The organism is Shewanella vaxholmensis, from assembly GCF_031932135.1.
Classification (GTDB): Bacteria; Pseudomonadota; Gammaproteobacteria; order Enterobacterales; family Shewanellaceae; genus Shewanella; species Shewanella hafniensis.
Genome location: NZ_JAUOEV010000032.1, coordinates 15553 through 35297, shown reverse-complemented (window position 1 = coordinate 35297; position 19745 = coordinate 15553). Strand labels below are relative to the sequence as shown.

The window sequence follows — 19745 nt, the reverse complement described above, 5'->3', positions numbered from 1 at the left end:
CGTTTCCATTGGAAACGGCTTTTGTGTATTTATCGCTATTTTAATGCGACATCAATAGCCGCAATTAATTGTCCTGTGCAATAGACGCGGGCATATCATCACGTAATTGTAACCACATCTTACCGCTGTTAATGCCATAGGTGCGCATCAGCGCTGGGACGTCGAGATAATTTTTCGCTTGAGCCAGTAACTCTAACTCTTTATAAAAATTCAAAGCCAATAATCGCGCATCAGAACTGGTGAAATAATAGCGACCGACTCGGCTATACAATCCCTTAAATCCATTTAATATCAATACGTAAAGTGGATTCCCGGAGGAGAAAGCTAAGGTATGATGCAATAAATAGTCGAATTCGGCATAGGATTCAGCCGTATCTTCAAGCTGATGAATTTTGGCGAGCACATTCACAGCCGTGTCTGGGTTATAACGCAGGGCACCGCGGAAATAGATAGCACTGACGTTAGTACGGGCCGACAAGAGTTGGTCAACCAATACCGGAAATCCTTCAGGATTAAGATCGGCAATCGTCTCAAGAATGTTTAAGCCCGAGGTTTCCCAGAAATTGTTCACTCGCGTTGGTTTACCGTGTTGGATTTTCAACCATCCGTCACGGGCTAAGCGCTGTAGCACTTCACGCAGAGTGGTGCGAGTCACACCGATCAATTCCGAAAGCTCACGTTCAGCCGGTAAAATGGACCCTGGAGGAAATTTATTATCCCAAATGGATCTCACAATATACTTCTCTGCAAAACTTGCAGGTCCTTTGGCATTGATAATCATCAGCCCACTTATCCAGTTGTTGTGCGTCGTAATGGTCACTGATCATACCAGAGCGGTAAAAAATGGAAACCATTGACTTAAATTCACTGTGTTATCGCCGTGTAAATGTCACACAATCGCTCAAAAAAACGACCAAGATCAAGGCAGCAAACGCCAATTTTGCCGATTAGCTCCGCTTTTTGAAATGTGGGTATCAGTATCTCATTACATTAGCTTTCTCTTTAGGCTAGACTGATTTAACAAACGCAGGTATTGATATTAAACACGTGCAATTTTTAACATAATTAGAAGAGAGGCTGCCATGCCGGCGACAATGAGTCAGGCGTTTATTGGGAACTTCTTAGGAAATTCTCCTAAGTGGTACAAAACCGCAATACTGTCATTTTTAATTATCAATCCACTACTCTTTTTCTATGTCGACCCCTTTGTGGCCGGCTGGGTATTGGTGCTTGAATTTATTTTTACCTTAGCAATGGCATTAAAATGTTATCCATTACAGCCTGGCGGATTATTAGCGATTGAAGCAGTCGCAATTGGCATGACATCGGCAAGCCAAGTCTTGCATGAAATAGAAGCCAACCTCGAAGTATTATTACTCTTGGTATTTATGGTCGCTGGTATTTATTTCATGAAGCAGTTGCTGTTATTTGGCTTCACGAAAATTATCACCAAAGTCCGCTCTAAAATTTTAGTGTCGTTAATGTTTTGTTTGGCATCAGCGTTTTTATCGGCCTTCTTAGATGCATTAACAGTTATTGCCGTGATTATCGCAGTCGCTGTGGGTTTCTATTCTATTTACCACAAGGTCGCTTCTGGAAAAGATTTCGGCGCCGATCACGATCATACCTCCGAAGAGAAAAACGCTGCGGGTGAAGATATATTGAACGAAGAAGAACTCGGTGCATTCCGTGGTTTCCTTCGTAATTTGTTGATGCATGCGGGTGTGGGTACTGCACTCGGCGGCGTATGCACTATGGTAGGTGAGCCACAGAACCTTATCATTGCCGCACAGGCCAATTGGCAGTTCGGTGAATTCGCCGTACGTATGTCACCGGTTACTGTTCCGGTATTGATTTCAGGTGTCTTAACCTGCTACTTAGTTGAAAAATTTGGCATTTTTGGTTATGGCGCTAAATTACCAACGGCCGTGCATCGGATCTTATGTGAATATGCCGCCCATGAAGATGCCCGTCGAACCAACAAAGACAACATGAAGTTAATCGTCCAAGCGATAGTGGGTGTCTGGTTAATAGCGGGGCTTGCCTTACACTTAGCTTCTGTGGGCTTAATTGGTCTTTCTGTAATTATTTTGACCACAGCCTTTAACGGCGTCACCGATGAACATGCCCTTGGTAAAGCCTTCGAAGAAGCACTGCCTTTTACCGCGTTATTAGCAGTGTTCTTTGCGGTAGTTGGCGTGATTATCGATCAACACTTATTCGCCCCCGTTATCCAATGGGCACTGAGTTATGAAGGCAATACCCAGTTAGTGATTTTCTACATCGCCAACGGATTACTGTCTATGGTGAGTGACAACGTGTTCGTCGGCACTGTGTATATCAATGAAGTGAAGGCTGCATTGATTAACGGCCAAATCACCCGTGATCAATTCGACTTACTGGCCGTTGCAATTAATACTGGGACTAACTTGCCTTCGGTGGCGACACCTAATGGTCAAGCCGCGTTCTTGTTCTTACTAACATCAGCCTTAGCGCCGCTTATCCGCTTGTCCTATGGCAGAATGGTTTGGATGGCATTGCCCTACACTATCGTGCTATCCATTGTGGGCGTTATGGCGATTGAAACGGGATTCTTAGAGCAAGCTACTCAATATTTCTATGATTCCCATACAATCATCCATCACAGTGCAAAAGAAGTATTAGGCACAGTGTCTGGACATTAAACTTCTCTATTGACTGAACTTTATTTAATAAGTAGAGTCAAAAAAACGCCCCATGTCTGAGGGCGTTTTTTGTTGATATGGAGCTCACTTTGACTGTCATTACTCGCTTTGCCCATTCCCGTTCGTCTTGGTTTATTCTCGCAAGCACAGCCCTCGGCTTAGAGTTAAGCGCACTGTATTTTCAACATATAATGAAACTCGATCCCTGTGTTATGTGTATTTATCAAAGACTTGCTGTATTTGGTATATTAGCAGCGGGCCTTATCGGCATGACAGCGCCAAAATATCGCATAGTGAGGATTCTCGCGGCTATTATTTGGGCCATCAGTGCAACTTGGGGATTAAAGCTAGCGCTATCGCTGGTAGACATGCAAACCAACCCATCGCCTTTCTCAACGTGTTCATTCTTACCTGAATTCCCCGCTTGGATGCCATTACACGAATGGTTCCCTTCCATTATGATGCCTACGGGCATGTGTACTGATGTGCCTTGGGTCTTTATGGGTGTGACGATGGCCGAATGGATGGTAGTAGCTTTCAGTGGCTTCCTAGTGGCTTGGTTACTCTTTATTGTGCCTATCCTGAGTGGTTCAAATAAACCTTCTCTTTATAAATAACCCGTTTGAGATGAGGCAGGGATCAACCCTGCCTTTAATTAACAATTTTATTCACAGTTTACGACTGATTCCCGCCGCTTATCCCATTCAATCGCCGCAACTTAAACATCTGCTCATAGCAAAACAGCGAGAACGCGCTACACTGGCTCAATGAAAAGGTGATGATTTGGAAACTGGTGATTATGGGAAAAAGTTCGACATCTGAGCCACATACAGCCTTAACCCAATGGCAAAACAGTTTGCCGTTCAAATTTAGCCTTATCCAACTTGTCATTGCCGCAATTTTGATTTGCAGCACAGCTTGGGTCATTCTCAGCATTCAACGCCAACAAGTGCTTGATCAACAAGCCGTATTAAACCAGAACTATGGCCAATTAATCATAGCCAAACTGCAGGAAATGACTTCACAGGTCGAAACCGTTGTCGGTTCAATTTCCAGTATTACAAAACTTTACCGCTATGATCATGAGCAACTGGTGAAAACCATCCCCAGCCTGCTGACGCTCGCTAACCAACAACGCATTATCTCTGGTGGCGGCGTATGGCCCGAACCCGGCGCGTTTAATCAACAAAAATTTCGCGATAGCCTATTCTGGGCCCACAATGTCAACGATGAATTAGTTGCCATTGATAGCTATAACAAGGACACGTTTCCGAGTTATCACACCGAAGAATGGTATCGCCCGACACGCTATTTCCCCGCGGGCAAAATTTTCTGGTCAAAGTCTTATTTCGACCCCACCACCCATGAGTCCATGATCACGGCTTCAGGTGCTATGTGGATGGACCATCAATTTATTGGTGCAGCAACCGTAGATATCAGTTTAGAAAAACTCAATGCCCTATTACGCAATGTGATGGTGGATGTTAGGGGTTATGTCATTGCCTTAGATCATCAAAATCAAGTACTCGCCTATCCCCATGGCGATAACAATCTTCAGCATCAAGCTAATACCAGCCACACCTTTGTCACTTTTAATCATCTCGTTAACCAACAGCCAGACTTCAGTCCCATCGAAGCGGCATTACACAATGCGGATAAGGCATTTATCGCAGAAGCCGTGGCCGAGCGCGTCTTTACCCAAGAACAGATGCAGCATTTGACTCGGCTAAGTCATCAAGATGAGCGCGACATGTTAGCCGCCATCGTCAATAACAATGCCTTAAACCATTTTACCACCCCAAAATTACTGACTTCAGTAACCTTAGCCCATGATCCCATTCTAAAAACAGCGTCTCTGGTTTCGGTATTTTTAATGCCTAATACCTATTGGAAAGTACTAGTTGTCACCCCAATTTCGCCACTGCAAGATACCGCCAAACACTTAGTTGAAAAGGTCGGTATTTATTTAGTGTGTATCCAGCTTTTAGGCTTAATCCTATTATTCTTGCTCCAACATAGGTTGTTTATTACCCCGATTATTGAAATCGTCCAAGCCTTAAAACGTAACGATTCCGCCTCAATTGAACTTAAAGCTAAAAACAGCCAAGATGAAATTGGCTTATTAGCCAAGACATTCCTGTCGCGCACGCAACAACTTGAAGTGGCCATGGCGAGTTTAGATGCCAGTAATCTTGCCCTAGAACAACAATTGCAGAGCCAAAACCTGTTCCAACTTGAATTAAAACGCCATAAGGAACAACTAAGGGCTTTACTGAAATTTTCCCAAAATCTTATCTATGTCAAAGATCTGCACGGCAAATATATTTTAGTGAATGACAAGTACTGCGAAATCTTAGGTATAGAACGCAGACGCATAATTGGCGCCTCGGATTTCGAGGTATTTCCTAGCCAATTTGCCCACGAGTATCAACAAAACGATCAACGCGTACTGCACAATAACGAAGCCATCAATTTTGAAGAAGCCATTCCCTCACCACTGGGGAATCTTATGTATATCGTGACCAAATTTAAGATCAAAGATGATGACGATACTGTGATTGCGGTCGGCGCTATCGCCTTTGATATCACCTTGAAAAAAATTAAAGAGCAGGAACAGGAGAAATTACTCTTAGGACAAGTTGAGACGCTCAATCATCTACAAGAGCAAGTTCGCCTTATCAATCAACATAATAATGAGCTTTACCAAGAGCAAGAAGCATTAACTAAAATGCTCGAAAAGCATCATCAACTCAATCTCAGCCGTGAACAAAGCCAACAGTTAATGCAAAACTTCTTAGCTGAAATGATGACTCAGGTCATGCATGAGCAAGACCTGCTACTCGCCAAAGTTTGCCAACTGCAACAAACGAACGAGACAAATTACAGCACTCAGATCACCGAAGTCATGGTAACTCAGGCAGAGAAATTGCGGCATATTGCCCAGCTGCTAACCAATCATCAAAACGATATTCGTCCATTGCATCTGGCGCAATTTATGCGTCATTTACTAGGTTTACTAAAAGTGCAACTAGCAAAAGCAAACGTGGAGATAGTGCTCAATTGTGAGGAAAACATCATCATAGATGGCCCAGCTTGGCAATATCTGCAACTCTTCTATCGCTTAATGACTAACACTTTGAATCATGCTTTTAAGACTCACAACGAACAGCGTGAAATCACCATCGCCATCGACAAATCGAACGACGTGCTACAAATCAGTATTCTCGATAATGGCATTGGTATGACACAGGCGCAGCTCACGCAATTGCGACAGGAACTGGAGCAAGAACTCTGTCTCGGGACCTTAACCTGTATCAATCTGTGGCTCAAAAACGACTTCAACGGCAGCTTGACCATCAGCAGCCAGTTAAACCAAGGCACACACATACAGTGTCATTGGCCGCTTAACACAAACTTAGCGTCACAATAAAGAGGGTGGCTTACTGATCAAGCCATGCCTTAGCTTGGCTTTGCTCATCGGCAGCAAATACCTTTACAGGGCACGGCAGCATGCAGGCAAGCGCATTGACCATAGCGCTTGTTTGAGCTTGGTTAGCAATCATGACCACTCTTGAGAAATCACTTAAGTGAAATAAGCCGAGTACCGCATCGTCCCACAGGGCAGCGACAGATATACCTTCAAACTCAGGGGAAAACTCGTACCACAGGCGAATACTGGCGTGATCTTGCAGCTTAGCTTCAATGGCGGGAACTAGATAGCCTTCAATATCCTTATGATTAACACGGCCAGATGCGACAACTGCCAATATGTCATGGGCATGGCCTGAAGAGATCGTTAGCATTGAACACTCCTTATCAATACACGAATAAAATAATGAAAGCTCACATACTAAAGATACACAGACAATGGCATAAATGCAGGAAAAGAGAGTGGTTTATTTTACGTTAAGCCGATTTGAGCGGCTTGCCACTCAAAGCTAAAGCGCCCTTCTGATTAGGCGCTGACTTGTTGTTTAGCGATTTCTTGATCGAACAAATTCTTAATTAAACCGGAAAATTCGGTAATAAATAACGTCTGAGCAGGTGTAGCTTTATGATTGGCAACTGAAGCTAAAATCTCTTCTAAATCATACACAATCGCATCAACTTCGCGGATAATCATGTTGCGCTGCGCGAAAGACAATGACGGATTTTGACCACACACCATAATGATCTGCGCCGACAATTGCTCTTCAAACAATTCCATCACAGTATCGTCTGAAATCACCTCAGAACTTGGTGTTTCAAATAAGCCAAGATGTTCAGTTAAATACTGGACCAAATGCATGTAACCATCTTTATCTGTGACCATTTTTTACCCTTTAAACTCATTAACTTAATATCTAGTGTGGTGCTATTAATACCACAATCGGAAATATCAAAGAAGCCGAAAATTCGGCTTCTCATCGAGATCCAGCATACGCCACTTATTTAACTCTAGCCTATCTTCGATAACTGACGTATTGATCTACACCAATCTTATTGAAGTTACTGAGTTAAGGTTAGTACAAATGACACAGGAACAGCTTGGCTAATGCTCGATAAACCCGCAATTTCACGTAATTTATCAATGCCTGCGACAAGATCAAACTCATTGGCATTCACAATTATCGGCTGAAAACTGTTCACTAACAGCTTTTTATCAGAAACTTTAGTGATAATTACCGAAAAAGTTTTAGTTTGCGATTTACCATGCAATGCAATTTTACCATCGATATCAACGACTTTAGTCTCACCAATGCCGAGATCTTTTAGCATTTTAGTGTCAACTTGAGACGACAGTTTAAGCTCAGGATATAAAGACACTTCGAACAATAAATTCTGCATCCGCTCATCGCGGACATCAATACCAGTGGCGACGCCCATTAACGGAATGGTTAATTCGAATTGACCATCCTCTTTTAGCGTACCTTTGAGCTGTTTAAAGTGATGGACTTCACCAATGTCACCTTTCTTTACCGAAATAAAACTGACTCGCGAGTCTTGATCCATTACTTGCCATTGCGCGGCGCAGCTAAAACTGGCGATCGCCGATAAGGCAACAATTCCCATCCATTTTTTCATCGTATCCGTCCTCAAAAAGTGAGTTTAAAAGCCATGCAGTAAAGCAAATCGACATCTGCAGCAGGCGAAAATAATGCCCAGTTAACCGTGATCCACATCGCATAACTTCAGCTAAAGATACTCTTTTTATCCATTAGCGACCAGTAAACTATACTTCATACTCTAACTAGCCATTTATCTAAGCTATTGGCAAACGCCTGTTTATCCGCTTGGGAAAACGAATCCGGCCCGCCGGTGTGCACGCCTGAACCCCGTAAGTCTTCCATAAAATCGCGCATCGTCAGCTTTTGTTTTATGTTATCGACGGTATAAAGCTCGCCACGGGGATTGAGTGCCAAGGCGCCCTTTTCGATGACTAAAGCCGCTAAGGGAATGTCCGCGGTGATCACTAAATGCGTTGGCTCAACATGGTCGACAATGTATTGATCCGCCACATCAAAACCCGCTCCAACGCGAATTTGGCTGATGTAGGGCGATGGCGGTACGCGGATCATTTGATTAGCCACCAGCACCAGCGGCAAAGCTTTACGCTCCGCCGCACGAAACAGGATTTCTTTGATAGGATTGGGACACGCGTCCGCATCTACCCAAATTTTATAATCACTCAATGTCTTTTCACTCTGTTGCTGTTAGGTTCACAGACTCAGTTTTAGGCAATGCAATACCAAAGGGGGCACCCGACTATGGCGCTAAACGATCGATTTCCCACTCAGTCTCATGGCGAGTATAAATAAAACGATCATGCAGCCTGTGTTCTCCCCCCTGCCAAAATTCGATACTCGAAGGTCTGACTAAGTAACCGCCCCAAAAACTGGGTAAAGGCACATCGCCTTTAGCGAACTTAGCCTTCATTTCGAAGAATTTACCTTCAAGTACTTGTCTCGCGCTAAGTTTACTCGACTGCTGCGACACCCAAGCGGCAATTTGACTGTCCTTAGGACGGGTCATAAAGTATTTAAGCACTTCGGCGGTAGACAACGACTGCGCTTCACCGAGCACCGACACTTGCCGCTCTAAAGGATGCCAAGGGAAATGCAAACTGACTTTATTATTGGCGGCAATTTGCTGGGCTTTGCGACTACCAAGGTTAGTAAAAAATACGAAACCAGTGTCATCAAAACTTTTAAGTAACACTATCCGTTGAAAAGGTTGGCCGTGTTCGTCCACAGTCGCCACACACATAGCCGTTGGATCGCTAAGTTCCGCATCCCTCGCCTGCGTCATCCACAGTTCAAACAAGTCCATTGGGTTTTGCGGTAAGTCGGCACGTCTTAAGCCGCCTTTAGCATACTCGCGGCGGATATCACTGAGATCTGTCATGGGGTTTCCTTAAGTAAATGCCAAAAATTTACATGAATTCAGGGATCAGCACTTCAGCATCAAGCTGCTGATAGTGGCTAAAGCGAATATCATAACCTTGCTCAGTCGTTAATGAGCCACGCCCTAAGCATAAATGGGCAGGAAATCCCTGCGTTGAGTCGTTGATATTAAAGCCAATAGTGTCCCAACTGACGGGAGAAAATAGTGCTAATAATCGTCTTAAGAGTTGTTGCGGATACTGGGCTAAATCCAGATTCGTTTCAAAGCTCACATAGGAGCTAGCGCAGGCATTCTCGCTTTGGGGCGTAATATGCAAGGTCACATAATACTTGCCCCAGAGACCGTTCATAGAAAAACCTGAGGGGTCAAATAAATGGGCGTCAAGCTCAAAGTCTGGGAATAAATCGTTAAGTTCGAGTGCGGCACAAATTTCAGCTTTGCTTTGCGAGCCACCATTTAGATAATCGGCTAGCTCACCACGAATGTGGTACATCAACAGCTCACAGCTTTGATCATCCTTTGGTGCACGATAATCACTATCAGAGCAGAAAAAATAATGATGATGACTGTCTAAATGCCCCACTCTCATTGCCTTACCCGCGATACGCTGACGCAGCTTGCCAACATCATCAGCAAAACTCGTGGTTTGCAGGTGGGCTTGGTATTCGTTTTTACGCTGATAACTCACCAACGCCATGGCAGGCACGCCAAGCGCGTCGATAAAATAACAGGCGGCGTCCACTAAAGTACTATTGCCGCAGGTGAGCATGACAAATCTGTCGTGCCAGACAAACAAGCTAGATTCACTCAACAGGTAGGCATCGCAATCAGCATTACTTAGCTGCGACAAAATCTCGGCATGGGCACAATTGACTAAGGCTGACCAAAAACTCACATCGAGTTCACGTAAATTCGGCGCAGACGCCGCCACGATGATCTCAAGTTTCTTTTCTGAGCCTTCAAAAAACATCAAATCCTTAACTCCATTAAACGCTATGCGCCCTTGCTGTTGACATCCTTTACGCCGTAATAGCACCCACGGACGATAAATAAATATCGTCCAGAAAGCAAAAATCAGCCTAAGTGACCTTAGGCTGATTTATTTTAACACACTAAATCTTAAGAAAAATATCTTAAGAAAAATCTTCCAAGTAAGTGTAGCCTTTCAGGCCAACTTGCAGTTCTTCTAAAATTTGTGCGCGTTCATCTTCGGCAATATGCAGATTCACTAACTCTTCGTAAGTGCGCATAAAGGCCACCGCATCTAAGTTAACGTAACGCAATACGTCAGCGACAGTATCACCCGCCAATACCGATTCAATGTTCGTCACACCGTTATCTTCGATGCGAACAACCGCAGAGTTAGTATCACCAAACAAATTGTGCATATCACCCAAGATTTCTTGGTAGGCACCCACAAGGAAGAAACCAATCAGGTACGGGCTATCCGCACTCCAAGCTGGCACTGGCAATGTGGTTTCAATCCCTTGTCCATCAACGTATTGATCAACAATACCGTCAGAGTCACAGGTGATATCGAGCATCACAGCACGGCGCTCAGGGGCTTTGTCTAAACCCGATAATGGCAATACTGGGAACACTTGGTCAATACCCCAAGCATCCGGTAGTGACTGGAATAATGAGAAGTTAACAAAGAATTTATCGGCTAACTTTTCATTGAGCTCATCAATAATCGGTCTGTGATAACGGTTCTTCGCACTCAATAGCCCTTGCACTTCATGGCAAACCCGCAGGTTAGCTTGTTCAGCCCACGCACGCTCCGCTAAGCTCAATTGACCTAAAGCGAACAGTGAATGCGCTTCTTGTAAGTCACTTTGGCTATCGTGGTAAATCTCAATCAAGGCGCGTTGATCGGCGCGGCCGCTGATCTCTGACCATGAATGCCACATGTTATGTAATAACTGTGGTGACTCTTCAGCTGGGGCTTGAATATCTTCAGGCTGATAGGCTTCAGTACCAATAACATCGGTGATAAGCACAGCATGGTGCGCGGTTAAATAGCGACCCGATTCTGAAATAATACGTGGCATAGGTTGCTCGTATTCATTACAGATGTCGGTCAATACGTTAACGATATTGTTAGCGTATTCGGTCAGGCCGTAGTTCATCGAGTTATTACTTTGGCTACGTGTGCCATCGTAATCCACCGCTAAACCACCGCCAACGTCGAAGCAGTTAACACTTGCGCCTAATTCACGTAATTCACAGTAGAAGCGACCCGCTTCACTCACACCTTGGCGAATATCACGAATGTTGGCGATTTGCGAACCTAAGTGGAAATGCAGTAACTGCAGCGAATCCAGCATGTCGTGTTGCTTAAGTTGTTCAACCACCAGCAAAATTTGTGCTGCTGATAGACCGAACTTAGACTTCTCGCCACCGCTCGCCTGCCATTTGCCTTTGCCTTGGAATGCTAAACGCGCACGCAAACCTAAACGCGGTTTAACGCCCAAACGTTTAGATTCAGCTAACACCATTTTCAGTTCAGACAGTTTTTCTAAAACGATGTAAACCTTATGGCCTAACTTTTCACCAATCAGTGCTAAACGGATATATTCATTATCTTTATAACCATTACATACAATGACTGAACTGGCTTTTTGCGCCATGGCTAACACAGCCATCAGCTCAGGCTTACTGCCCGCTTCTAAACCCAGTTGTGGTACTTCTTTTGATGCCTGACTCGCCAGGATCTCTTCCACCACAGTTTGCTGTTGGTTTACTTTAATCGGGTAAACCAGCAAATAGTCCGCCTGATACTCGTACTTCTGTATCGCTTGGTCGAATGCTTGGCACAAACTGTTCACTCTGTGGTGCAGGATCTGCGGAAAACGAACTAGTACAGGCAAAGCGACGCCCGCTTTAACCATGTCTTTGGCTAGCTCATTTAAGCCAATCTTGTAATCAGGATTTTTTGGGTCCGGTGACACTGTCACCTCACCGTGATCGCTGATCCCATAAAAACCTTGGCTCCAGTGAGTAACATTGTACCCAGCACGAGCATCATCAATAGACCAATCATTCATTATTATTTAGCCCGTCTATTAAAAAATGGGTTAAACGGTTATGACTTAATAGCACAACCGCCCGTTCGACAAACCCAGGCAAAGGGACACCTTACCTGACATACACGAAGGTGGATTTCACCTTCTACTTAATGCCGCAACGTCACGCTAGTGTAAGTGACATTGCCGCGATTTTCATTAATAGCGCAAGAGACAATTCATCTTAACGCACTATATCCTATCATATTGATGGAGAAGCTTATTCCCTTCTCCCAGTAAAGCTATCTTTACTTGCCTCGCTTGTATTTATCTTAAGGCTAAAGGCCGAAAATACCGCCAAAAAGCCGAATGAAGTCCTAAGTCGCATCCTTAAAACATCAAGCTAATAAGCAGCTTAAAGACGTTCGAAAGAAGTTAAGACCTTCAGAAACCGATAACACATGTAGAAAACGAAAACCGACAAAACCGAACTAGCGAAAACGCCAAACCAGCTTATCTCTAGGCAAGATTATTTTAACAGGGGACTATTGGCTTCTTCGCGGCCAGAATTGATGCGGATCAACGTGAGATGCTTAAGGCCAGTATCATCGTATGGCACGACAATCGAGCGTTGGCATTGTGACACTTTTAGGCAAAGTGCAAAAAATGGATGCTTGTGCATTAGCTAATAAAAACCCTCTTAACCCCATGTAATTCGATATGTTGTCAATTACACGGTTAATGACTGCTGAACCATAAAACCTTTACTACTCACGTAATATTTGTAATGTCTCTAACGAGCGAAGTCGTTGAACGGCGCAATTAAACCGCGCAATGTCACAGAATGCAAGCAAGAATCTCATTTAATATTTCGCATTAAAATATAATAAACACCCGCTTAACAACCACCTACTGAGCATTAGCATTAAGCTGAATAATATTAGCTAGTTAGCGCATGAACGCCGTACTCGTCTGTTCAATATTTTTTAATAGCCTTTGTAACTTTTTTGACATTTATTGCCGCAAATAACCCTTCATTTTGTGTGTCACTTTAGCCCCGCCCACGTGCAGTCATTGGCTAAAGCCTAGCGCTCAATATCACATTGCAAAATTCAGCCCCAATAAGCCATAAACCTAAGCCATAAACCGAGGCGCAATTCCACCTTAAAACTTAAGACAATCCCAGATACCAATATGAGGTCATTCCTAGTAACAATCCTCATCACTTTTCCAACCACATTTCTTGTCATAGCCCTTACCAACATCCAACTAAACAGCGGTGATGATTAACGGCTGAATCGCCCTAAGATAAAACCCAAAGACAATAATGCTGCAGTTTCAGCACCGAAGTGTATAATCGCAGCCGAATCACATTCCATTATGCACAGAGAGATCCATGGTACAGATAGGTAAAACCTGCAAACTTGAGGTTGTAAAACAAGTCAGCTTTGGCGTGTATTTAAACGCCCACGAATTAGGGCAAGTACTGCTGCCAAACAAAGTCACCCCAAAAGACTGCCAAGTCGGTGATCTGCTTGACGTGTTTCTGTATCTAGATTCTGAAGATATCGTGATTGCCACCACGCGCCGTCCATTGGCACAGGTAGGTGAATTTGCCTATTTAAAAGCCGTTGCAACCGGTCCTTATGGCGCCTTTTTAGACTGGGGCTTAGATAAAGACTTATTGCTGCCCTTTGGTGAGCAACACAAGCCTATCGAAGAAGGTCGCTCTTATCTGGTTTATGTGCACGCTAACCGCGCCGATGAACGCATCATGGCCTCATCAAAAATCGATAAGTTCCTCGATAAGACAGAGCCAGAGTACATTGTCGGTGAGCAGGTCGATTTATATATCGGCGGCACCACAGATTTAGGCTACAAAGCCATTATTAATCATGCCCATTGGGGCGTGATTTACGAAAACGAAGTGTTCCAAAAACTGCGTTTCGGCCAAAGACTCAAAGGTTTCATCAAACAAGTGCGCCGTGATGGTAAAATTGATCTTGTGCTGCAACAAGGCAGTAAACAAGAATTAGATAAGCACGCCCACATCATTCTGATCAAACTCAAACAGGCTGGCGGCTTCTTAGCTCTGACTGATAAAACCGATGCTGAAATCATTTACGATCAGCTTGGTATGAGTAAAAAAGCCTTCAAAAAAGCCATAGGTGGCTTATTTAAGAATGGTCAACTGAGTATAGATAATGATGGCCTGCGTTTAACTGAAACAGCAGAATAATCAACTCTGTTCAGTACTTAGCGTTAAAATTGTACAGTTTACCGCCACTAAGGCAAAGTTTGACTGACAACTCCTAGGATATTAAGCATGGCTCTGTTATAAACAAAGCCATGCTTTTTTCTTTGGAGCTTATATGGAACTCACGTTACACGAAGCCAGAGTCATCGGATGCCTGCTTGAGAAAGAAATCACCACCCCAGAGCAATATCCTCTCTCGCTAAACTCATTGACCTTAGCCTGCAATCAAAAAACCAGTCGCGAGCCGATACTCGAACTCAGTGAAACCCAAGTGCAAATCGCCGTTGATTCCCTAAATCGGAAACGTTTGATCAGCGAACAGTCGGGATTCGGCAGCCGCGTCGTGAAATACAAGCACAGATTCTGCAATACCGAATTCAGTGAACTTCAACTGTCCTCCGCAGCACTCGCCATCGTCTGTTTGTTGCTATTACGTGGTCCACAAACGCCAGGAGAACTGCGCACTCGCAGTAATCGCCTACACGAATTTAAAGACGTGATCGAAGTGGAAGATTGCATCCGCCAATTAATGAGCCGCGAAAAACCTTTCTTAAAACAGTTGCCCAGAGAAGCCGGTCGCCGCGAATCCCGTTATGTGGAATTATTCTCTGCCGCCTCGTCGCAGCTCGAAACTGCGCAGCCAGATAATACTCATACTGCCAGCCAGACTACCAACCATAGTGCCGCCCATGTCGCAGTGTCTTTGGCTGCTGAGCCGCATGAATTAACCCAAAGAGTGACAGAGCTTGAGCAACAGGTGGCTGAACTGACGCAAAAGCTCGATGAGTTAATCGCCTCGTTGAGTTAATCGTCTTTTAAAGCTAATCATAGCGTCAAGAATAATAGAGACAGCAAATGACCAATAATCCACCCAGCAGTTTCAACAACATGCTTATTATCGCCATGTTTGAACTGCGTAAATTTTTATTTAATACCCGAGGGATCATCGCCTTGGTCGCCTTTGGTTTAGTGTGGGGCGTACTCCTGCTTTATCCCATTCAAAGCGCATCGGCGATGTTATTGCAGCCCAATGTAAAAGATGTCATCGACAGCTTATTTGGGGCCAATACCCTCAACGTGCTCTTTGAGTGGCCTGTAGCCGAAATGGCGGTGTTTTGGTGCTTTGCGCTGTATTTATTCCCACTGTTCAGTATTTTGATCGCCGCCGATCAATTCTCTTCCGATAAAACCCGTGGCACACTGCGCTTTTTAACCCTGCGCACTAGCCGTGACAGCTTATTGTTCGGGCGTTTTCTCGGCCAAATTCTGATCCAAGGCTTGCTGATCCTATTGACGATTATCGCCACTGTCGCCCTCGCGCTCAGCCGTGACAGCCAGCTTTTTTTACCGGCGTTAACCTCTGGCGCCTTAGTTGGCCTTAACCTCATCATAGTGATCTTGCCCTACACGGCAGTGATGACCTTATTGTCCCTGTATGCGCGCACGGCACGCCAAGCTATGGTGTTTGCGACCATTTTATGGACTGTGATTTCCATCGCCATCATGGTGTTAGGCAGCCAATCTAACGTATTGGCTCAGCTGCAATGGATATTACCCGGTGCTCAGTTGTCGGACATGCTCAATACCAATGGACTCAATAGTTTAGTTTATGCCCCTATTCCACTGATCCAAACCGCTGCGGCCCTCTTACTCGGCAGAATGTATATGCAAAGGAGCTCGCTATGAGTCTGATCCAATGCCAAGGACTGTCAAAGCTTTACGGCAGCAAAAAGGCGCTGAATGATGTTAACTTCAGCCTAGAAGCGGGTGCCCCCATCGCCCTTGTTGGTCCCAATGGTGCGGGTAAAACCACGCTTTTTAGCCTGTTATGCGGCTATATGTCGCCAAGTGCCGGGACAATAACCCTGCTCGGTGAAGCGCCTAATAGCCCTAAACTTTTAGGTAAAATTGCCGCTTTACCCCAGGATGCGGTGCTCGATCCCAATTTGACCATTGTTAGCCAATTAAGCTTTTTCGCGCGTTTGCAGGGCATGGGCGTTGAACAAGCCAGACAAGAGGCCATTCGCGTATTGACCTTAGTCGATTTGGCTGACGTCGCCGAGCAAAAACCACCCAGTCTTAGCCACGGTATGAGTAAACGCGTATCGATTGCGCAGGCGCTCATTGGCTCGCCAGAATTAGTGTTATTGGATGAGCCGACGGCGGGACTCGACCCTGCCAATGCGAAAAAAGTCCGCGAGCTGGTCAAAGCCCTATCGCCCACCACGACCTTTATGATCAGCTCGCATAATCTCGATGAGCTCGAAAAGCTGTGCGATCAGGTGTTGTATTTAGATAAGGGACAATTGAGCCAAGCCGTGTCTATGCATGCATCGACCGACAGTGATTACCTGACGTTAACCATGCAAAGCTGTGACAGTGATTTGCTGCAAGCGGAAGTGACGAAACTGGCGGGCGTGGTGAACGTCAGCTCAAAACAGAGCAAGGTGTTTATTATCCAGCTTGCCACGGATGCAGAAAAAGCACAGAACAGTGATATTGAAATGCGCCTATTTACCCTATTCAACCAACATAAGTGGCAATACAAGATGCTGCTGAAAGGTCGTACCTTGGAAGAAACGCTCTTTTCATAGGCGAGCTTTAAAAAGTTGGTATCTCATCAGCCAGCTGTTAAATAGTGTTACTCATGGCTTAAGCGCAATACGCCTTGCGCTTAAGCCTTTTAACTCAGCCTTTAGGCCACTCAATACTGACAAACTGCTGCTCACTTTAGCAACACTCAGCCACCATAAGCATCACAAGTCTGTCAATAAAACACCAATCAACCGCGCTAAGCTAGCTATGACTTTCAATCTTAAGGCGAGCTTGTTATAACTCCCCTTCGATTGAACCTAAGCTGACTTCAGAGGTATCTATGAACAAAGCACAACTTATCCAACGTATTGCCGCCGAGCTCAACGCATCGCAAGCGAGCACTAAACCTGTGGTTGAGCAGATATTGCAACAGATCCACGTCGCCTTGAGCGAAGGCGAGAAAATTTTCCTGCCGCAATTTGGCACCTTTGAACTGAGATACCATGTCGCTAAAACGGGCCGTAATCCACAAACGGGCGAAGCCATAGAAATCGACGGTTACAATCAGCCCAGCTTTAAAGCCTCAACGGCATTGAAGCAACAGATCAATCGCTGATAGCAACGCTTAGCTTTAATGTGCAGTCACTCATTTGCGAACATTAATCAGCAGCCTTGATATAAATAAGCCTCAACGTAATGTGAGGCTTATTTTTTGTCTAAAGACATTAGCGGTAACGCTTAGCGGAAAACATTAAGCCGCTCAGCGGCTAAACATTAGTTAGGCACTGCCTATGCATTAGCCTCTGCGCTTTGAAAAAGCGGCGAAGTATCAAGATAATCGGCGGCATTTTCAGCACTGGGATCATCAAGAAAAGGCACACAGCCGAGGAAAGGCGCTGACATCATCTCTTTAAGACTCGCCAAGTTTTCCGCAAACATACTCATATTCGGGTCGACACGATTGGCGACCCAACCTGCAATCTTAAGCCCATCGGCCAATATTGCCTCTTGAGTGAGCAGTGCGTGATTTAAGCAACCGAGCTTCATGCCCACCACGAGTATCACTGGCAGTTCTAATCTCTGTACCACTTCCGATAAATATCGGCCCTCGCCTAAGGGCAAACGCCAGCCACCCGCGCCCTCAATCAGACAAAAATCCGCTTGAGCAAATGCTGCTAAATCCAAGCTTTCGATAATGACTTCAGGCGCTAAACCCACGCCCACTTGGGCGGCAGCAATATGCGGCGCAATCGCAGGCTCGAAGGTAAAAGGATTGATGGTGGAATAGGCCAGTTTTAGTGAAGATGACGTCATCAGTTGCAGCGCATCGGCATTACGTAAGCCTTCGGAGGTTTGCGCACAGCCCGAGGCGATGGGCTTAACACCTAAGGTAGACAGCGTGTTAGAAGCCAAAATACTCACAGCCGAGTCAGCGCTGGCTATCGCGCCCAAACGGTTTACAGCAGTTAACAGCGCCGATGAAACTAAGGTTTTACCACTGTCGGTATCTGTACCTGTTACAAAAAACATATTAGATCCTTATCTGTCGCTACTGAGTGGTCTTTATGAAATACACTCGGGATGAAGCTAAAAGCAACCAATCCATAAATCTACACACTAAAGCCCCTATCGCTCACCAATGCTAAATATATTTGCATGATAACTGCTGTAGCTAGAACACTGCTGTAGCTTAAACATAGCGCGAAACTGTTATATCCCGCGCCGAGCACGTATCTGCACTATCTGATAGGTTAACGGTAAACCTTGGGGTACACGTAAAGATTCGGCTTTGGCCTGCATTGCCAGCCAATCTTGGCGACCACGCAGCCGCGGAGCTAAATCTGCAGCGGCGATTGCACCAGCAACTTCTCCTGCTGCTTGCGTTGTTGAGTCAATTAAACGGGTTGAGTTGGCTGAACTGATTGAATGAGCTGAATGGCTTGAGCTGAGCGATTGCACTGATGCGCCTACCCCTTTAATGGAATAGAGTAAGGTTTTGAGCGTATCAAAATGCACTGTCATAGGAATGAGCTGCACCTCTAACGACTGCCATGTATCGAGTTTAAATGCCGCTTTTAGCGACTCTAGCGTCGAAAAGTCATTCAATCTTAAGCCTAATTCGGCTAATTGATTCAAACTTCCCTGCGCTACTAGGCTCAAATGACACTCGCCATTTGGCTTAAGCACTCGCGCCATTTCGGCGACCGCAGCGGCGAAATTCCCACACCATTGCAAAGCCAAATTCGAATAAATCACATCGATGCAGCCATCGACAAAAGGTAAACACTCGGCATCGGCACAAACGCCGTGATAATCGGGATAAGTTTGTTTTAGTTTGTGTAGCATGCCAAGGGCGATATCCACAGCAAACACCGTTGTCGACGGATTTAGTGTCGAACCATGCTCAGAGTGATGCTCTGATTGACACCCTGATTGATGTGCCGATTCATGATCTGAGTGATGTGCAGATTGATGCGCACAGTGATACGCCGCAAAATCGGTCCCAGGGCCTGCGCCAATATCTAACAGATGACCTTTGGCGGTAAACTCACTGAGTAAACTGGCGGCACTCAGACGCTGTAACTGATTATGGTCTTGATAACTATGGGCCGCTGCTGAAAACCGTTCCGCAATCTGAGCGCCGTGAACATTGGATTCTTTGTCAATTGCTCTTTTTCCAACAGCTGGTTTTTCAATTGCTTGTTTTTCAAAAGCTTGCATTACAGCAGATTCGCTCACATTCAACTCGTAAGGTGTTGACTCGCAATATTTGGACTCACTAACGTTGGGCTTGCTGGATTTAATCGGGCTTGGCATTGCAGTTAACACTCAACCATAAAAACTTAAAATTCAATAGAATAACGCGTTCTATAGCGTACA

At 45.0% G+C, this 19745-nt stretch carries 19 protein-coding genes; 8 read left to right on the top strand and 11 right to left on the bottom strand.

Going from position 1 to position 19745, the window contains the following annotated elements:
* Positions 1-64: 64 nt before the first annotated feature.
* On the bottom strand, positions 65-781 hold the full coding sequence (gene fadR / locus Q4Q46_RS20170; protein ID WP_311906898.1) for a fatty acid metabolism transcriptional regulator FadR: 717 nt from the start codon (positions 779-781) through the stop codon (positions 65-67).
* A gap of 301 nt (positions 782-1082) precedes the next feature.
* Here fadR and nhaB point away from each other — a divergent pair, with 301 nt between their 5' ends.
* The 3 genes from nhaB (at position 1083) to Q4Q46_RS20155 (ending at position 6114) form a co-directional block, all read left to right on the top strand.
* Positions 1083-2684, top strand: a complete 1602-nt coding sequence (gene nhaB, locus Q4Q46_RS20165) for a sodium/proton antiporter NhaB (RefSeq protein WP_261273041.1) — start codon at positions 1083-1085, stop codon at positions 2682-2684.
* 89 nt (positions 2685-2773) lie between these two features.
* Complete coding sequence (gene dsbB / locus Q4Q46_RS20160) at positions 2774-3301, top strand: disulfide bond formation protein DsbB (RefSeq protein ID WP_220592713.1); 528 nt, start codon at positions 2774-2776, stop codon at positions 3299-3301.
* A 182-nt stretch (positions 3302-3483) separates the two neighbouring features.
* Positions 3484-6114: a PAS domain-containing protein gene (locus Q4Q46_RS20155; protein ID WP_311906897.1), complete on the top strand. Its 2631-nt coding sequence runs from the start codon at positions 3484-3486 to the stop codon at positions 6112-6114.
* A gap of 10 nt (positions 6115-6124) precedes the next feature.
* On the opposite strand, the gene Q4Q46_RS20150 is transcribed toward Q4Q46_RS20155, so the two are convergent.
* The 8 genes from Q4Q46_RS20150 to Q4Q46_RS20115 form a co-directional block, all read right to left on the bottom strand.
* Positions 6125-6487 carry a SpoIIAA family protein gene (locus tag Q4Q46_RS20150; RefSeq protein ID WP_311906895.1) on the bottom strand — a complete coding sequence of 121 codons (363 nt, stop codon included), beginning with the start codon at positions 6485-6487 and terminating at the stop codon, positions 6125-6127.
* 152 nt (positions 6488-6639) lie between these two features.
* Positions 6640-6996: a DUF3802 family protein gene (locus tag Q4Q46_RS20145; protein ID WP_220776284.1), complete on the bottom strand. Its 357-nt coding sequence runs from the start codon at positions 6994-6996 to the stop codon at positions 6640-6642.
* A gap of 176 nt (positions 6997-7172) precedes the next feature.
* Positions 7173-7748 (bottom strand): YceI family protein, encoded by a 576-nt coding sequence (locus Q4Q46_RS20140; RefSeq protein WP_220776285.1) that lies wholly within the window; start codon positions 7746-7748, stop codon positions 7173-7175.
* 155 nt (positions 7749-7903) lie between these two features.
* Positions 7904-8356 (bottom strand): YaiI/YqxD family protein, encoded by a 453-nt coding sequence (locus Q4Q46_RS20135; RefSeq protein ID WP_220776286.1) that lies wholly within the window; start codon positions 8354-8356, stop codon positions 7904-7906.
* 73 nt (positions 8357-8429) lie between these two features.
* A complete protein-coding gene (pdxH, locus tag Q4Q46_RS20130; RefSeq protein ID WP_311906893.1) occupies positions 8430-9068 on the bottom strand; it encodes a pyridoxamine 5'-phosphate oxidase in 639 nt (212 codons plus the stop codon).
* Positions 9069-9096: 28 nt separating this feature from the next.
* The gene (locus tag Q4Q46_RS20125) at positions 9097-10038 is read right to left on the bottom strand and encodes an adenosylmethionine decarboxylase (protein WP_311906896.1); all 942 of its coding nucleotides are present in this window, start codon (positions 10036-10038) and stop codon (positions 9097-9099) included.
* A gap of 163 nt (positions 10039-10201) precedes the next feature.
* A complete protein-coding gene (gene speA, locus Q4Q46_RS20120; protein WP_106650251.1) occupies positions 10202-12115 on the bottom strand; it encodes a biosynthetic arginine decarboxylase in 1914 nt (637 codons plus the stop codon).
* A gap of 487 nt (positions 12116-12602) precedes the next feature.
* Positions 12603-12755 (bottom strand): hypothetical protein, encoded by a 153-nt coding sequence (locus tag Q4Q46_RS20115; protein ID WP_011846564.1) that lies wholly within the window; start codon positions 12753-12755, stop codon positions 12603-12605.
* A gap of 714 nt (positions 12756-13469) precedes the next feature.
* On the opposite strand from Q4Q46_RS20115, the gene Q4Q46_RS20110 reads away from it, so the two are divergent.
* From Q4Q46_RS20110 to Q4Q46_RS20090, 5 genes are all read left to right on the top strand, one after another.
* The gene (locus Q4Q46_RS20110; protein ID WP_311906892.1) at positions 13470-14312 is read left to right on the top strand and encodes a CvfB family protein; all 843 of its coding nucleotides are present in this window, start codon (positions 13470-13472) and stop codon (positions 14310-14312) included.
* Positions 14313-14445: 133 nt separating this feature from the next.
* Entirely contained in the window at positions 14446-15138 is a 693-nt protein-coding gene (locus Q4Q46_RS20105; RefSeq protein WP_311906891.1) for a YceH family protein, read from the top strand.
* 47 nt (positions 15139-15185) lie between these two features.
* Positions 15186-16016: an ABC transporter permease subunit gene (locus Q4Q46_RS20100; protein ID WP_106650248.1), complete on the top strand. Its 831-nt coding sequence runs from the start codon at positions 15186-15188 to the stop codon at positions 16014-16016.
* Positions 16013-16924, top strand: a complete 912-nt coding sequence (locus tag Q4Q46_RS20095; protein ID WP_311906890.1) for an ABC transporter ATP-binding protein — start codon at positions 16013-16015, stop codon at positions 16922-16924. Before Q4Q46_RS20100 ends, Q4Q46_RS20095 begins: the two co-directional genes overlap by 4 nt.
* A 281-nt stretch (positions 16925-17205) precedes the next feature.
* Positions 17206-17481, top strand: a complete 276-nt coding sequence (locus Q4Q46_RS20090; protein WP_006086318.1) for an HU family DNA-binding protein — start codon at positions 17206-17208, stop codon at positions 17479-17481.
* Between the two features lie 173 nt (positions 17482-17654).
* On the opposite strand, the gene bioD is transcribed toward Q4Q46_RS20090, so the two are convergent.
* The gene (gene bioD, locus Q4Q46_RS20085; RefSeq protein WP_311906889.1) at positions 17655-18395 is read right to left on the bottom strand and encodes a dethiobiotin synthase; all 741 of its coding nucleotides are present in this window, start codon (positions 18393-18395) and stop codon (positions 17655-17657) included.
* Positions 18396-18575: 180 nt separating this feature from the next.
* Positions 18576-19682, bottom strand: coding sequence for a methyltransferase domain-containing protein (locus tag Q4Q46_RS20080; protein ID WP_311906888.1), 1107 nt, complete (start codon positions 19680-19682; stop codon positions 18576-18578).
* Between the last annotated feature and the right edge of the window lie 63 nt (positions 19683-19745).

What these genes read in the sequence shown, in the direction of transcription:
- fadR (WP_311906898.1), bottom strand. Translation starts at nt 781, where the DNA reads ATGATTATCAATGCCAAAGGACCTGCAAGTTTTGCAGAGAAGTATATT.
- nhaB (WP_261273041.1), top strand. Translation starts at nt 1,083, where the DNA reads ATGCCGGCGACAATGAGTCAGGCGTTTATTGGGAACTTCTTAGGAAAT.
- Q4Q46_RS20155 (WP_311906897.1), top strand. Translation starts at nt 3,484, where the DNA reads ATGGGAAAAAGTTCGACATCTGAGCCACATACAGCCTTAACCCAATGG.
- Q4Q46_RS20150 (WP_311906895.1), bottom strand. Translation starts at nt 6,487, where the DNA reads ATGCTAACGATCTCTTCAGGCCATGCCCATGACATATTGGCAGTTGTC.
- Q4Q46_RS20145 (WP_220776284.1), bottom strand. Translation starts at nt 6,996, where the DNA reads ATGGTCACAGATAAAGATGGTTACATGCATTTGGTCCAGTATTTAACT.
- Q4Q46_RS20140 (WP_220776285.1), bottom strand. Translation starts at nt 7,748, where the DNA reads ATGAAAAAATGGATGGGAATTGTTGCCTTATCGGCGATCGCCAGTTTT.
- pdxH (WP_311906893.1), bottom strand. Translation starts at nt 9,068, where the DNA reads ATGACAGATCTCAGTGATATCCGCCGCGAGTATGCTAAAGGCGGCTTA.
- Q4Q46_RS20125 (WP_311906896.1), bottom strand. Translation starts at nt 10,038, where the DNA reads ATGTTTTTTGAAGGCTCAGAAAAGAAACTTGAGATCATCGTGGCGGCG.
- speA (WP_106650251.1), bottom strand. Translation starts at nt 12,115, where the DNA reads ATGAATGATTGGTCTATTGATGATGCTCGTGCTGGGTACAATGTTACT.
- Q4Q46_RS20115 (WP_011846564.1), bottom strand. Translation starts at nt 12,755, where the DNA reads ATGCACAAGCATCCATTTTTTGCACTTTGCCTAAAAGTGTCACAATGC.
- Q4Q46_RS20110 (WP_311906892.1), top strand. Translation starts at nt 13,470, where the DNA reads ATGGTACAGATAGGTAAAACCTGCAAACTTGAGGTTGTAAAACAAGTC.
- Q4Q46_RS20105 (WP_311906891.1), top strand. Translation starts at nt 14,446, where the DNA reads ATGGAACTCACGTTACACGAAGCCAGAGTCATCGGATGCCTGCTTGAG.
- Q4Q46_RS20100 (WP_106650248.1), top strand. Translation starts at nt 15,186, where the DNA reads ATGACCAATAATCCACCCAGCAGTTTCAACAACATGCTTATTATCGCC.
- Q4Q46_RS20095 (WP_311906890.1), top strand. Translation starts at nt 16,013, where the DNA reads ATGAGTCTGATCCAATGCCAAGGACTGTCAAAGCTTTACGGCAGCAAA.
- Q4Q46_RS20090 (WP_006086318.1), top strand. Translation starts at nt 17,206, where the DNA reads ATGAACAAAGCACAACTTATCCAACGTATTGCCGCCGAGCTCAACGCA.
- bioD (WP_311906889.1), bottom strand. Translation starts at nt 18,395, where the DNA reads ATGTTTTTTGTAACAGGTACAGATACCGACAGTGGTAAAACCTTAGTT.
- Q4Q46_RS20080 (WP_311906888.1), bottom strand. Translation starts at nt 19,682, where the DNA reads ATGCCAAGCCCGATTAAATCCAGCAAGCCCAACGTTAGTGAGTCCAAA.